Origin of the sequence: Geomonas sp. (genome assembly GCF_035254065.1) — a bacterium.
Taxonomy (GTDB): domain Bacteria; phylum Desulfobacterota; class Desulfuromonadia; order Geobacterales; family Geobacteraceae; genus Geomonas.
Map to the genome: position 1 here is coordinate 1 of NZ_DATFBA010000171.1, position 13,525 is coordinate 13,525.

12 protein-coding genes and 1 pseudogene are annotated in these 13,525 nt (G+C 59.8%); 8 read left to right on the top strand and 5 right to left on the bottom strand.

Annotated features, from left to right (window positions below):
- The 5 genes and pseudogenes from VJ604_RS08260 to VJ604_RS08280 all read left to right on the top strand — a co-directional run.
- Positions 1 to 285: pseudogene (locus tag VJ604_RS08260) on the top strand (carotenoid biosynthesis protein); the annotation flags it as partial.
- A 39-nt stretch (positions 286 to 324) separates the two neighbouring features.
- Complete coding sequence (locus VJ604_RS08265) at positions 325 to 744, top strand: nucleotidyltransferase substrate binding protein (protein WP_324081472.1); 420 nt, start codon at positions 325 to 327, stop codon at positions 742 to 744.
- On the top strand, positions 734 to 1,060 hold the full coding sequence (locus VJ604_RS08270; RefSeq protein ID WP_324081474.1) for a nucleotidyltransferase domain-containing protein: 327 nt from the start codon (positions 734 to 736) through the stop codon (positions 1,058 to 1,060). The genes VJ604_RS08265 and VJ604_RS08270 overlap by 11 nt, the downstream gene beginning before the upstream one ends.
- Before the next feature lie 126 nt (positions 1,061 to 1,186).
- Positions 1,187 to 1,660 carry a cytochrome P460 family protein gene (locus tag VJ604_RS08275; RefSeq protein ID WP_324081475.1) on the top strand — a complete coding sequence of 158 codons (474 nt, stop codon included), beginning with the start codon at positions 1,187 to 1,189 and terminating at the stop codon, positions 1,658 to 1,660.
- Between the two features lie 368 nt (positions 1,661 to 2,028).
- Positions 2,029 to 3,303: a M16 family metallopeptidase gene (locus VJ604_RS08280; protein ID WP_324081477.1), complete on the top strand. Its 1,275-nt coding sequence runs from the start codon at positions 2,029 to 2,031 to the stop codon at positions 3,301 to 3,303.
- Positions 3,304 to 3,495: 192 nt separating this feature from the next.
- Here the strand turns inward: VJ604_RS08280 and VJ604_RS08285 are convergent, their stop codons facing one another.
- Positions 3,496 to 4,329 (bottom strand): protoglobin domain-containing protein, encoded by an 834-nt coding sequence (locus VJ604_RS08285; RefSeq protein ID WP_324081479.1) that lies wholly within the window; start codon positions 4,327 to 4,329, stop codon positions 3,496 to 3,498.
- A gap of 206 nt (positions 4,330 to 4,535) precedes the next feature.
- On the bottom strand, positions 4,536 to 5,948 hold the full coding sequence (locus VJ604_RS08290; protein ID WP_324081480.1) for a lipase maturation factor family protein: 1,413 nt from the start codon (positions 5,946 to 5,948) through the stop codon (positions 4,536 to 4,538).
- Between the two features lie 197 nt (positions 5,949 to 6,145).
- On the opposite strand from VJ604_RS08290, the gene VJ604_RS08295 reads away from it, so the two are divergent.
- Positions 6,146 to 7,603, top strand: a complete 1,458-nt coding sequence (locus VJ604_RS08295) for a lipase maturation factor family protein (RefSeq protein WP_324081482.1) — start codon at positions 6,146 to 6,148, stop codon at positions 7,601 to 7,603.
- A gap of 451 nt (positions 7,604 to 8,054) precedes the next feature.
- Here VJ604_RS08295 and VJ604_RS08300 read toward each other — a convergent pair whose 3' ends face one another.
- Positions 8,055 to 9,584, bottom strand: a complete 1,530-nt coding sequence (locus tag VJ604_RS08300; RefSeq protein WP_324081485.1) for a phospholipase D-like domain-containing protein — start codon at positions 9,582 to 9,584, stop codon at positions 8,055 to 8,057.
- Positions 9,581 to 10,321: an endonuclease/exonuclease/phosphatase family protein gene (locus tag VJ604_RS08305; protein WP_324081487.1), complete on the bottom strand. Its 741-nt coding sequence runs from the start codon at positions 10,319 to 10,321 to the stop codon at positions 9,581 to 9,583. Before VJ604_RS08305 ends, VJ604_RS08300 begins: the two co-directional genes overlap by 4 nt.
- A gap of 139 nt (positions 10,322 to 10,460) precedes the next feature.
- On the opposite strand from VJ604_RS08305, the gene VJ604_RS08310 reads away from it, so the two are divergent.
- Together VJ604_RS08310 and VJ604_RS08315 are read left to right on the top strand one after the other, a co-directional pair.
- Positions 10,461 to 11,138, top strand: coding sequence for a TVP38/TMEM64 family protein (locus VJ604_RS08310; RefSeq protein ID WP_324081488.1), 678 nt, complete (start codon positions 10,461 to 10,463; stop codon positions 11,136 to 11,138).
- 84 nt (positions 11,139 to 11,222) lie between these two features.
- A complete protein-coding gene (locus VJ604_RS08315) occupies positions 11,223 to 11,867 on the top strand; it encodes a hypothetical protein (RefSeq protein WP_324081490.1) in 645 nt (214 codons plus the stop codon).
- Between the two features lie 211 nt (positions 11,868 to 12,078).
- Here the strand turns inward: VJ604_RS08315 and VJ604_RS08320 are convergent, their stop codons facing one another.
- Positions 12,079 to 13,317 carry an MFS transporter gene (locus VJ604_RS08320; protein WP_324081492.1) on the bottom strand — a complete coding sequence of 413 codons (1,239 nt, stop codon included), beginning with the start codon at positions 13,315 to 13,317 and terminating at the stop codon, positions 12,079 to 12,081.
- Between the last annotated feature and the right edge of the window lie 208 nt (positions 13,318 to 13,525).

Genomic DNA, 13,525 nt, shown 5'->3' on the forward strand with positions numbered 1-13,525 from the left:
GCCGGCCGCGGCGAGGCGAGACCCGCGGGGGTGGCAGCCGCTCCCTTTCGCTGCCTGTACGCTCCCTTCCTCTACCTGTGCGTGGTCGCCTTCAACCTCTCGGTCACCCTCTACATCGGGGAGAAGCTGATGGCGCAGACCGGCCTCTTCATATTCACGCTACCGGTGGTGATGTCGCTGGTGCTGCTGCTGAAGAAGGTCAACCGTTACCACAAGGAGGAGCTCGCCGAGCACCTGCGGGACTATCCGTGGTCGACGGCCGCCTCCGCAGGGAGCGGTCACTAAAGAGATGCTTCGCAAGCCATTGGTACTGCTGGAGGCACCATGGAATCCCAGGACATACGTTGGCAGCAACGGTTAGCGCACTTTGAGAAGGCACTTGCTCAACTTCGAAAAGGTGTGGAACTGAGCAGACAGAGAGCGCTGTCGGAGATCGAACAGCAAGGGCTCATCAAGGCTTTCGAGTTCACTCACGAACTGGCTTGGAATGTGTTGAAGGACTTCTTCGAGTACCAGGGTAATGTCTCTATCATGGGGTCCAGAGATGCAACCCGTGAAGCGTTTCAGCGTGGCCTGATCACCGCCGGTGAGGAATGGATGGAGATGATCAAGAGCCGGAACATGACTTCTCACACCTACAACCAGGAGGTGGCTGACGAGATATCGGAGAAGATCCTGGATTCGTACTTTCTGCTTCTGGAGGGGCTCTGTTCCACCATGCAGGAGCTGAAAAATGGTGGCTGACGGAAAGTTCGGGCTCAGCTGCGCTACCATCAACAAGATTAATGCCGTCTTTGCCGGCCATCCGCTGGTCGACCAGGTGATCATCTATGGGTCGCGCGCCAAAGGTAACTACCGGTTAGGTTCCGATATCGATCTCACCATCAAAGGCCAGTCCGTCACCTTGTCTGAGCTGATGAAGATCGAGACGGAGTTGGACGACCTGTTGCTACCTTACAAGATAGATCTCTCTTTGCTGCACAAGATCAACGATTCCGAGGTGCTGGAGCACATTCGAAGGGTCGGGGCGATCTTGTACCAGAGGGCGCCGGGCAGCTAACCACCCTGAAGATTATCTTGATATAACTAAAAAGTCCTATCAATGCCACATTCGCTGTGGTATTTTTTTCGATGTGCCGCGTCGGAGCTTGATGCGGGAATACGAGACTGACAAGGAGGAATCATCATGAAAAAGCTGGCTGTTCTTTTTGCCTTTGGGGCTCTCCTCGGCGTTGCCGGAGCCGCTACGGCCGCCGATAAAGTCGCTCTTCCCAAGGGGTACGAGAAGTGGGAAAAAAGCAAGGCCAGGGTGGAGCCTGACAAGAAGTCGATGTTCTACGGGATCCATTACATCTACGTCGACAAGAAGGCAATGAAAGCCTACCAGTCGGGCGGAAGCTATCCTGAAGGGGCCACCTTCGTTGCCGTCAATTACTCGATCAAGCAGGAAGGGGGCAAGCAGGTCCCGGGCAAGAAGACCATGATCGTAGTGATGAAGAGGGATAAGAAACAGCAGGCGACCGGCGGCTGGCAGTTTGCCGGTTTCACCCCGGAAGGGAAGCCCTCCGGCCTCGACCCGGCCCGCGACTGCTTCGGCTGCCACGAGAAGGACGCCAAGGATCGCAACTACGTGATCTCCAAGTACGCCGACTTCAAATAGATAGCCGAGTGGAGGTTGTCTCCCGCTATAATGTTCCCCCCTTGACAAAGGGGGGACAGGGGGATTGCTTCTGGCCGTTCATTGGGCTCACTCTGCACCCCATCCTCACCCCGGCCCTCCCCTTGAAGGGGAGGGAGAGTTTAAGAACCTCTTGCTGTTGAATCACCTGCCTCACGTCAAATCTCAGATGGTCGCGTCACACTCACTGAAGCTAACAAAGTACCTGGTATCCTGACACCCGACCAAGCTGGTTGCAGTCAACCAGAGTTGCTTGTGGCATAAGCGCAGGAGATGGCTGAAGCTGATTTGTTTCGGGAAAGTTGCTATAATGTGAGTCGCTTGGACTACTACAGTTGCCAGGAGAACTGATGTCACCAACCCATACCTTGCCCGAAGTCGAAATGTCCACCATCTCCAATGGCATTCGCGTCGTCACGCAGAGAACACCCAACATGCAGAGCGCGGCGATCGGGATCCGGATCGACAGCAGCACCCGCAATGAGGAGTCCGATTGCGGCGGCGCCTCCCATTTCATCGAGCATCTTCTCTTCAAGGGGACGCCGAGCAGGACCGCCGACGGCATCATGGACGATTTCAACCGGATCGGCGCCCGTGCCAACGCCTTCACCAGCCAGGAAGAGGTCTTCTTCTACGCCATCTCGCTCGCCTCGGTCATCCCGCCCACCTTCGAAATACTGGCCGACATGTACCTCAACTCGTCCTTTCCCGGCGAGGAGGTCGAAAAGGAGCGCGGGGTGGTGTTGCAGGAGATCTCGATGAACTCCGACACCCCTGGGCGCTTCATCTACAACCAGTTCCACCAAGGCTTCTGGCGCAACCACCCGCTCGGATCACCGATCCTGGGCACCACGGAAAGCATCAGTGCCATCCCCCGTGACCGCCTGTTGGAACACAAATACGCCAACTACCTGGCCGACGCCACCATCGTCTCGGTGGCAGGCAATGTCGAGCACGACCGGATCGCCGACCAGGTGGACAAGCTGCTGCGGACCCTGCCCACCGGGCAACCGGCGGTGAAAAAGGCCGCACCCGGCTGGCTCCCCGGTGTAGCGGAAAGCGCCCACTACCAACGTCCGATGGAGCAGGCCTTGATCTACATGGGCTACCCGCTTCCCCCCGCCGGCAACGAGCACCGGCACAAGCTGGCGGTCTTCAACCAGATTCTGGGCAGCGGCATGAATTCCAGGCTGTTCAGGGAGGTACGGGAGCGCCGCAGCCTTGCCTACACCGTCTATTCGATGTTGTCTTCCTACAGCGATTCGGCCGGCTTGCTCATCCATTGCGGCACCAGTTCAGAGCGTGCCCAGGAAGCGGTGGATGTCTGTCATGCTGAGGTGATGCGGTTTTGCCACGAAAGGGTGACCGATGAGGTACTGGAGGCAGCGAAGGAGCAGATCCGCAGCAGCCGGTTGATGGCGCTGGACGATTGCGAAACGCAGGTGCGTCGCATCTCCAACACCACCTCCATGCTGGGAGCCCCGGAGCCGATCGCGGAGTCGCTGAAAGCGGTGGCAACGGTCACCGCGGACGACGTCATGTCGATGGCGCAACTTCTCTTCTCCAACGTGCAGCCGCGGGTGGAGTCGGTGGGGCCGGGTGAAGGCCCGGCGGTGCCGAGGTAGGCTAGGACTAGGGGGCTAGGGACTGGGGACTAGGCCTACAGAAGGAGAAGCTGTTCGCCCTGAGCCTGTCGAAGGGTGCGTGAAACAAATACGGCTCAAATAGCCGGACGAAGTTGGGTTTCGCACTTCGACAGGCTCAGCACGAACGGTTCCCATCTCTCCAACGATTCTCCGACTCTTTTTAGACAACTTTTACTTGTTGTTGAGTTTCGTCTCCCGAAGCGCCTTCAGTTCCAGCATTTCCCGTTCATAGCAGTCGGGGCAGAGCCCGTGGCTGAAAAGCGCCTGCGAATGCTCCGAGATGTACTGCTCCAACTGCTGCCAGCTTTCCTTGTCATCCCGGATCTTCTTGCAAATCCCGCAGATTGGGATGACCCCTTCCAGCTTCTTCACCAGGGCTAGCGCCGACTCCAGCTCGTGGACCTTCTGCTCCAGCTGCCGGGTGCGCTCGGAAACCTGCAGCTCCAGGCTGCTCGCGTACACTTCCAGCCGGTCCCGTGCTGTCTGGACCTCGCTCAGAAGGCTGAGGGTGTAGGTATCGAAGACCAGGGTGACGTCGAAGTACAGCAGCCGGTCCAGCGCCCGGCAGGTCTTGGCCACCGCTTCTCCCTCTGGCAGCCTCCGCTCCAGCGTCTTAAACAGTATCTCCTTGAGCACATTCACCGCAGCCAGGTAAAGCTTGGGCTCCACTCCGATCCGCTTGTGCACCAGGCCTATACGGAGCCGATTGGTGACATAATCGACGCCGGTCACCCCATTGAAGAGGTCGAGCACGTATTGACGCTGAGTGCCATGCAACCTCTGCAGGGTGTCAGGGTCGCCGATCAACTTGGCCACCTCCTCGTCGGCCATCTGCACCCGGTAGAACTCCTCGACGATGTTGTCTATCTCTTCCTCAATGAACGGTTTACAACTGGAGAGTAGGGCCGCTTCCTCCTCATCCAGCCGAACCAGTTCCCTACGCCGCTTGATCTCGTCATCGCCGATCTTCATCTGCTCCAACAATGTCTGGTCTGTGACTTTCATGGATGGGCTTCAGTTCCTATTTCTGTTAGACGGCTCTAGTGAGGATATCATCGAGAACAACAAGTATTATACCGGATGAATGAACTAAAACCATTCTGTGCCTGCAGCTTCCTTCCCACAGACAAAAAAAGAATACACGTACACAACTAAGTTCAGTTCTAGTGTTTATTTTACAGCACCTTAGCTTTGCTGCTCAAGCCAAATCCTTATGCTGGCTGTTTGTGAATCTGTAACTTCATCGGTTGGAACCTGCCAATGAGTGTTCTGCTCCACCAGATACTTTCTCTGCGCCGCTGATGATAGTCGGAGAAGTTGTAGCGGTAGACGGTGACCCTGATGTAGGTGGGCGGGGTGTCGGGGAAAGGATTTACCGCGAGGAGTGAGGTGACCTCCCGATGGCCCTGCAGCAAGCGGACGATGAAGTTTTTCAGCCATGGCTCCAGCCGATTCGGGTCGAGCGCCGCGAACCACATCTGCCAGTCCAGGCGCGGCATGTGGGGGGCCGCCTGGCGAGGCGGGCGCTGCGGGTCGCCCGGTTTCCAGCGGAACTCATACTCCTGCCACTGGTTGCCGTCCAGGCTCCCCTCGATGACGAACTCGTACCGTTCGGTGGTCATCACCGCGAAGAGCCCGTAATGGTTGGTGATCATGAACTGGGAGATGCGCATGAGCGGGCGGATGAGCCAGCGGCCCCGGTGCACGAGCAGGACCAGCTGGCAGAGGTTCAGGATGATGAAGATGCCGAATACCACGCTAACGGCGATGACGGCCGGTTCGTAGGGGAGTGCCTGCGGCAGGTCGAGGAAGCGCCCTGCCAGTCCGTCGTCCAGCAGCGGCAGGCACATCACGATGGTGAGCAGGTTGAAGAAGCCGTAGTTGCCGGTGCCGGCGATCAAAAGCTGCAGGAGGATCATAAGGGCGAGGCAGGCAAGGCGCGCCGGCTCGGGACCGAGCGCGAGTATGGGCGCGCCCACCTCCAGCAGCAAGGTGAGCAGGGTGCTCAGCTTCTGGATGGAAAGCGGCATCTGGTGGGCATACCAGGCCGGCCGGTTCGGGATGGGCTGGGTCTGGTAGTGGTAGCAAAGAGCGGTCAGGCTGCGCCAGATCGGGTCCCCACTGAGGAGCTTGACCGCGCCGGCTGAGATCATGAACCGGAACAGGAAAAAGCGGTAGGCGAACACCACCAGCGGCGGCGCGGGCGAAGCCAGCGGCAGGAAGATGGTCATGAAGCCCACCTCCAGGAGCAGCGTGTCCCACTGGTAAGCGAGGAACTCCTGCCCGACCGAGACGTAGGAGAGGTACAGGAGCCAGAGCAGGATGAGAAGCGGCACCGGCGGCGCCCCCGCGATCAGCAGGATGGAGAGGAGCAGCCCGGCGAGGCACCCTCCCACCAGCGCCCGGTCTCCGCTGTTCAGCCAGAAGATGGTGGGAAAATCGAGATAGTCGGGCTTTCTAACCCCTTCACGGATGGCAGCCAGGTAGCTTGCGATCGGGAGGATACCGTGGGAGCCGAACAGACCACGCACTTGCACCAGCAGCGACCAGAAGGCGGCGAAGTAAACGACGCCCAGCAAGCGGGGGAACAGCCAGGGAAGGAATTGCTGGGAAAGGAGCGGCATCGTCGGAACCTCCGTTCCTACTTTATTACCTGATCAGTATCTGGCCCTGTCGGTGGGAGACGGCGAAAGGACTGGCATCAATCAGATTATGAGCCAGAGAGCTGGAAAGGTTCAAGGGAGAGACGCTGCTTCCTTGCCGCGTCAGGTTCCCCCGTACTAAAATCAGGAGAGGGGGAATTAGGCAGGGAGGTGGCTACATGGGGAGCGCACCTGAATACTGGCTGACCCGATTGATGTTGCAGCGGGGACTGGCCCTTATCTACCTGATCGGTTTCCTGGTGGCAGTCAACCAGTTCCGCCCCCTGTGCGGCGAGCGGGGGCTTTTGCCTGCGCCGCAGTTCATGCGCGAGACCCCTTTCCGGGAAGCTCCCAGCATCTTCTACCTTTTCCCCAACGACCATGCTTTTGCCATCTTCGGCTGGATCGGAGTGCTGCTGGCGGTGGTGGCGCTGAGCGGCTTTTCCGAGCGCTTCGGCCAATGGGTGTCGGTCGCGGTCTGGGCGCTCATGTGGGTTATCTACCTTTGCTTCGTGAATATCGGCCAGACCTTCTACGGCTTCGGCTGGGAATCGATGATGTTGGAGAGCGGCTTCCTCGCCATCTTCCTGGGATCCGCCGACGTTCCCCCGCAGGCCATCGTGATCTGGCTGTTCCGCTGGGTCCTGTTCAGGGTCATGTTCGGCGCCGGCCTTATCAAGCTGCGCGGCGACCCGTGCTGGCGGGACTTCACCTGTCTCAACTACCACTTCGAAACTCAGCCCATGCCCAACCCGCTCAGCTGGTACTTCCACTGGCTTCCCGAGTGGGTGCACAAGGCAGGAATCGGCTTCAACCACCTGGCCGAGCTGGTGGCGCCGTTTTTGAGCTTCGCTCCCCAGCCGGTGGCGGCCATCGCCGGGGCCACCATGATCCTTTTCCAGGCGAGCATCATGGTGAGCGGCAACTTCTCCTGGCTTAGCCTACTCACCATCATCCTCGGTTTCAGCACCTTCAGCGACGCGCAACTCTCCAGGGTGCTGCCGATCACCCTGCCACAGATGGTCTCTCCGCCCCAGATCCATGTCGCTGCAATCTACGTTCTGGCGGTGCTGGTCATCATCCTCAGCATAAAGCCGGTCCTCAACCTGATCTCCAGCCGGCAGATAATGAACACCAGCTACTCGCCGCTGCAGTTGGTGAACACCTACGGAGCCTTCGGCAGCATCACCAGGGAGCGCTTCGAGATCGTGATCGAGGGGACCGAGGATGCGGTGCCGACCGCCGGCACCAAATGGAAAGAGTACGAGTTCAAGGGGAAGCCGGGTGATCCTGCCAAGATGCCGCCGCAGATCGCGCCGTATCATCTGCGGATCGACTGGCTTATGTGGTTCGCGGCCATGCCATCACTCTACTACGACCCGTGGTTCATCCACCTCCTGGAGCGACTGCTGCAAGGGGACCAGCCGACCCTTGGGCTGCTGAAGGGAAATCCCTTCCCCACGGCGCCTCCCCGGCTGGTGCGGGCCCTCCATTACCGTTATCGGTTCACCACCCCGGAGGAGCGGCAAAGGACCGGCCTCTGGTGGCATCGGGAGCTTGCCGGCATCTACTTCCCGCCGGTTTCCCTCAACAGCGCCGACTTTCAAAAGCTCCTTCGACAGTTGGGCTATGACTAGAATGAAAGAAAGGCCCGCCAAGCTTCCGTTCCTGATGCTCCACCAGGAACCGGCTGCCATGCAGGCCTTAGAGGTCTCACCCGGGGTGAGGGGCGATCTCAGTACAGGTTGTCTTTGTCGCCGGAGAGGTGAGGGAAGTGTTCGTGATGAATTTCATGGTCGAGGTCGGCGATCTTCCCGCAGGCACTGCACAAGTATTTGTCCCCTTGGGTGATGTATTCTCCTTTTTCGCAAGACGGGCACCACGCTTTTATGTCACATGATCTGTCACCAGGTTCCGTGATTGGATTCCTCCTGTCTTCATCCATAGCCGTGTCCTCCCCCTCTGTAGAGTTTAGTTTATTATACCATGGCTTAGGGTTGTCACTGACAGTGATCCTGACAGCAGCCCCATCCTCACCCTGCCTCCCCATTGAAGGTGACCAGACCTTTTGTAGTGAGTTAGCTCCTCTCAAATTCCGATGATCAGCTTACTGAGTTTCAGTATCCCCTTCGCGAAGACTGCTGTCTCGTACTTGGAGAGTATCTCGAACACGAACTCGCTGTCGACCGGGTGATCGGGGTCCACGATCTTGCCCACCGGTTCCAGCGTCTCCGGCCAGTCGCTGTTAACCAGCGCCGGATCGGCGGTATACCTGCAGAGGCGCGCGCGATGGTCGTCGGCCAGGGTGTCCAAGCGGGTGGTGAGATCGTCCACTGTCTCGAAACGATCCTCCTCCGAGCTCCCCAGCAGTCCCGCATGCTCGGCCAGCAGCGAGCAGCGCAGGGTGCGGATAGCGTTGACCAGCTCCGGCTGCGAGTCATCAGCTTCCCAGCTCACGTTGAGCTCGGTGTCCAGCCCCATGCTGCGGTTGGTGGCGTTGGCGGAGCCCACCGTCAGGAAGCGGTCGTCGACCAGCAGCAGCTTGGAGTGGATGAAGGTCATCTTGCGGGTACCGTCGTCGATCAGGGCGGTGGATGAGTAGACGCTGAAGACATGCCCGGTCTTTTCCGCCACCTGCTGCAGCGAGCGAACCATCTTGACCTGGGGAAGCCCCAGGAAGACCTCTTCGCTGGGCGGTAGCCGGTCCGGCAGCATCATCACGATCTGCAGGCGTGGACGGTTGGGGAGGGCCATCCTCGAGATGAGCGACCAGTAGATGGCCTGCGAGCTGAAATACTGGTTCTCCAGGTAGATGAGCTTGTCCGCCGCCATGATGGCGTCGATGAAAAGCCGCCTTATCTCGAAAACCTCTCTGCGGTCGGTCTTCGGAACGACTGCCCGGGTCCGGCTCACCGCCACCCGGCTGACCGGCATGGGAAAGGCGTTGCTTAGGTCGAGCGAGATCGGCAGGTCGGCGGTGGGGAGCGTCAATCCCGGCGCGCCGGAATCGATCCAGCGCTCCACGAAGATATCGAGCAGTACCTTGACCACCGGGCCGGTCTGATAGCTCTGGATGTCATGATAGGAGCCGTACGGCGAGCCGTTCACGTCGATCCGGTCGGGGTTGGTCTCCAGGTGAGCGCGGTCGTCCCAGCGCGACGAGCAGATGTCCATTCCACCCACGAAGGCGACCTGGCCGTCAATGATGGCGAACTTCTGGTGGTGGGTGGCGCCGGCGGCATGGACGTTGTCAAAGCGGAAGTGGATTCGCTCGTGGGAAGACCAGTTGAAGATAAGGTCCTGGAACCATTCCCTCTCCAGGGCGAAGAAGGCGCTGAAGTCCCAGGCCAGCAGGTAGATCTCCAGCTCCGGGGTCTTCTCGCACAACTCCTCCAGGAACCTGATGAAGCGGACCTCGCCGGTTCCCTCTGGATTGTCCGCTCCCCGCAACAATCGGACGTCGGAATCGAACTGCCAGCCGGCCAACAGGATGTAGTGCCGGGCCTGTGAGGCGGCTTGGTGGAAGGCGCGGTAGTAGTCGGCGGCATCGACCAGCACACCGGTCTCCGTCGCCTCGTAGATCCCCATGCAGTTGGCACCCGGCACCAGTATGGTCATGGCAGTTCCAGGGTGGCCACCAGCGGCAGGTGGTCGGAGGCGAGCCTGGTGAGCGCGGTTTTGGGTACGCTGATGCTTTTCACCTTGATATCCGGGGTGACAAAAAGGTGATCGATCCGCATGAACGGGAACTGGACCGGGAAGGTACCCTTGGGGCGTCTCCCTTTCAGCCTGCGCTGGACATCATCGATGCTGCCGGCGAGGACGCGATAGGCGAAGGAGACCGGTAGCGCGTTGAAGTCGCCGCACAGGATGGCGGGAGGGCGGCATTCGGAATGGGTCAGCCATTCCGGGCCGGTAAGGGCCTGCGCCTGGCAGACCCGCTCCCGTTTGTTGAGCCCGAAGTGGGTGGCGATGATCTGGATCCTGCTCCCGGCCAGTTCCACCTCGGCCCAGATGGCGCCGCGGCGCTCGTAATTGGGATGGACCGGCTCGGCAGGCACCGCCCCCGCCTTGATCAGGCGCACGGGGGAGCGGCTGAGGATGGCGTTGCCGTAGCCACCCTCCTGCACCTGGATGGAGGAGTGGAAGTGAAAGGACATCTCCAGCGTCTGGGCGATCAGGTGGGCCTGATCGATCCGCTGCGTCCGCTCCAGCCCGGCATCCAGCTCCTGAAGAGCGACCACGTCGGGGTTGTAGTGGTCGATCACCTCCGCAATCCGCAAAGGGGAGAGTTGGCCGTCGGTGCCGATGCAGCTGTGGACGTTGTAGGTCATGATGGAGAAGGTTTTTGACATGTCTGTCGCATGTATTATCGTTGCACTGGACCAAGTATGGCGGTGAGTAATTTAGTAAGGGTACCTATGGCAGGGGGGATGTCAATTGAGCAGCGGGCCGGGAGGCAGGGGATAGCTGCAGCGGCAGAGGTGCCACTCCATGAAGAGAAAGTTGGTGAAGGTGATAGTCGTCCTGCTCTTGATGTCGGCTGCCGGCACCGCGGCCTACTTCCTACACGACGACATCTTCGACGTCCACCATATCGGTGAGCACAGGGCGCAGCTCCTTGCGTTCGTCGATGCCCACTACGTAGAGGCGGTGGCCGCTTTTATCGGGCTCTTTTTCGCCACGGCCCTCTTCCTGCCGGGGGCGCTCCCCCTTTCCATCGCTGGAGGGATGCTGTTCGGGACCTGGCCCACCGTCGCCTATATCAACATAGGGGCGACGGTGGGGGCGGTGCTTGCCTTCGTCACCGGCCGCTTCCTTTTTGGGCACTGGTTCCAGCAGCGCTTCCGCGAGCCGCTCAGGAAGTTCAACGAAGAACTTTCCCGCCATAGTTCCAGCTATCTGCTGGTGCTGCGCCTGGTCCCCATAGCCCCCTTTTGCGTCATCAACTACTGCGCCGGTATTGCCGGCATTTCGCTCAGGACCTTCGTCTGGACCACCTCGGTCGGGATCATCCCGGGTTCCATCATCCATGCCTTCGTCGGCTACCAGTTTCGTCACGTCAACGCGCCGGCCGACCTCTTCTCGTGGAAGATCGTGCTGGCCTTGGCGCTTCTCGCGCTGTTCGCCTTGTTCCCGGTAATCCTGCATCATCTCCCGTCAAGGAGATAGTTGACTTCGCAGGGTGAGGCTCGCTAAGCTATTGTAGGGTCGTTTCCGGCGTGGCCGGCTAACACAGCGGCCTCCTCAGCAGTCATGTCACCAAAAAGGCTTTACCAGACCATTCACACGACGGTGAACCCGTCAGGCAGAAGTCCCGCAGATCATCAGCAAGGAATCTCCCTCTATCTGACCTGTGCCTTCGCCATGGTTGCCATCCTGGCAGTGGACCTGAAGATCCCGCTGGGTGTGGCGATGGCCGTCCTGTACAGCGCGGTGGTGCTGTTGTCGCTTAGGTCAGAGGAGAAGAGATTCATCCTCTTCGTGGCCATCGTCAGCTCCTTGTTCACCATCGGCCCCCTCCTGCACAAAGAACCGATCGACGAGATGTGGAAGGCGGTTGTCAACCGGTTGCTGGCGCTTACTTCCATCTGGGTTACCTGCTACCTGGGAATGCAGAGAAGGGCGTTGGAAAAGAAGAGGGAGAAAGCACTGGTGGAGCGGGAGAAGGCCTTTCAGGAGGTGAGGGTGCTGCGGGGATTTTTGCCGATCTGCGCGTCGTGCAAGAAGATCCGGAGCCTGGAGGGATCGTGGACCCTGCTGGAGAAGTACATCAGCGAGCACTCGGAGGCCGAGTTCAGCCACGGACTCTGCCCCGAATGCACAAGGAAGCTCTTTCCCCAGTTCTTCGATGAAGGGCCCGACCACACCCCTCGCCCCCCGGGAGAGGGGAAGGGGTGAGGGAACTGGGCTTCGCCGACACCGCCCGCGGATTTCAAGCAAGGTCAAAAGCTTAGCCCACGGATGACGCGGATGCAGCGGATTTACGCGGATCAACGGCAAATACACACAGATTTAACATCTAAACTAATTCTTTCCGTGAAAATCCGCACCATCCGCGACATCCGTGGTCCGCAGTTGACTTGCCGTGATCCGCGAAATCCTGATCCGCTTAGATGTACTCCTCGAAGTAATCCAAATCCTTGTGGAAGGTCTCTTCCAGCCGGTAAAGCGAGATGAAGGCGACCAGCATGCAGAGGGTGCCGACTGCCACCGCACCTCCTTCCAGCCCCAGCAGCCCACGGGCCCACTGGAAAAGGAGCGTGATGGGAACCACCATGCCGCGTACGAAGTTGGGGACCGTGGTTGCCACCGTGGCGCGCAGGTTGGTGCCGAACTGCTCCGCCGCCACCGTTACGAAGATGGCCCAGTAGCCGCTGGCGAAACCCAGGAAGGTGCAGATGCCGTAGAAGAGGGCGGGGGTGACGCCGGCCGCCAGGAAGTACCAGAAAATGCCTGCGCAGGTGAGGGCGAGGAAGATCAGGATCACCTGCTTCCTGCTCTTGAGGAGCTGGCTCAGCAACCCGCTGGCGAAATCGCCGAAGACCAGGCCGAGGTAGCAGTACATGACGGCGTTGCCGGCCGATATCGGACCCGATACCTTGAGCGCCTTGGCGAACTCGGGGGAGAAGGTGATGAGAATGCCGACCACGAACCAGGTGGGAACGCCGATCAGGATGGAGTCGAGGTAGCGGCCGAACCGCCGGCGGTCGGTGAAGAGGGCGAGGAAATTACCCTTGGAGACCTCTCTGCTCTCCATCTCCCGGAACATGCCGGACTCCGCCACGCTGATCCGGAGGATGAGAAGGGCAAGCCCCAGCCCGCCCCCGATGAAAAAGGCGTTACGCCACTCGAAGTGGGCGGCGATGGCGTTGGCGAGAATGGCCCCGGAGACGCCGACCGAGGCGACGATCATGGTGCCGAAGCCGCGGGTGCTCTTGTGGAGGACTTCCGAGACCAGCGTGATCCCCGCTCCCAGTTCACCGGCCAGGCCGATGCCGGCGATGAAACGGAGGGCAGCGTAGGCGGGTAGGGTGGTGACCATGCCGTTGGCGAGGTTGGCCAGCGAATAGAGCAGGATGGAGCCGAACATGATCTTGAGGCGCCCCTTGCGGTCGCCGAGCACCCCCCAGATGATGCCCCCCACCAGCATCCCCACCATCTGCATGTTGAGGACGAAGACCCCGCGGTTGATCAGCTCCTGGCCCTGGAGCCCCAGCGACTTCAGGCTCGGCACCCTCACGATCGAGAAGAGGACCAGGTCGTAGATATCGACGAAGTAGCCAAGGGCGGCCACGATGACCGGCAGACTCAGAATCTTCTTCCACCCGGCGTTTTCAGCTGCAACCATTTCCAGTGCCTCCCTCCTGCCCAACTCTGCAATACATGACAAACACCAGCTGCGTTTTCTGCACCAGCTTACCCGGCTCTTGGAACTCTCCCTCGCCCTCCGGGAGAGGGCCGGGGTGAGGGAAGTCCCGCATCGCCGATGATGGAGCCATAACCGGTTTAGCCGACAGCGTTCCCCCTCCCTAACCCTCCCCCTTCGGGAGAGGGGA

What these genes read in the sequence shown, in the direction of transcription:
- VJ604_RS08265 (WP_324081472.1), top strand. Translation starts at nt 325, where the DNA reads ATGGAATCCCAGGACATACGTTGGCAGCAACGGTTAGCGCACTTTGAG.
- VJ604_RS08300 (WP_324081485.1), bottom strand. Translation starts at nt 9,584, where the DNA reads ATGACCATACTGGTGCCGGGTGCCAACTGCATGGGGATCTACGAGGCG.
- VJ604_RS08320 (WP_324081492.1), bottom strand. Translation starts at nt 13,317, where the DNA reads ATGGTTGCAGCTGAAAACGCCGGGTGGAAGAAGATTCTGAGTCTGCCG.
- VJ604_RS08275 (WP_324081475.1), top strand. Translation starts at nt 1,187, where the DNA reads ATGAAAAAGCTGGCTGTTCTTTTTGCCTTTGGGGCTCTCCTCGGCGTT.
- VJ604_RS08280 (WP_324081477.1), top strand. Translation starts at nt 2,029, where the DNA reads ATGTCACCAACCCATACCTTGCCCGAAGTCGAAATGTCCACCATCTCC.
- VJ604_RS08290 (WP_324081480.1), bottom strand. Translation starts at nt 5,948, where the DNA reads ATGCCGCTCCTTTCCCAGCAATTCCTTCCCTGGCTGTTCCCCCGCTTG.
- VJ604_RS08285 (WP_324081479.1), bottom strand. Translation starts at nt 4,329, where the DNA reads ATGAAAGTCACAGACCAGACATTGTTGGAGCAGATGAAGATCGGCGAT.
- VJ604_RS08295 (WP_324081482.1), top strand. Translation starts at nt 6,146, where the DNA reads ATGGGGAGCGCACCTGAATACTGGCTGACCCGATTGATGTTGCAGCGG.
- VJ604_RS08310 (WP_324081488.1), top strand. Translation starts at nt 10,461, where the DNA reads ATGAAGAGAAAGTTGGTGAAGGTGATAGTCGTCCTGCTCTTGATGTCG.
- VJ604_RS08270 (WP_324081474.1), top strand. Translation starts at nt 734, where the DNA reads ATGGTGGCTGACGGAAAGTTCGGGCTCAGCTGCGCTACCATCAACAAG.
- VJ604_RS08305 (WP_324081487.1), bottom strand. Translation starts at nt 10,321, where the DNA reads ATGTCAAAAACCTTCTCCATCATGACCTACAACGTCCACAGCTGCATC.
- VJ604_RS08315 (WP_324081490.1), top strand. Translation starts at nt 11,223, where the DNA reads ATGTCACCAAAAAGGCTTTACCAGACCATTCACACGACGGTGAACCCG.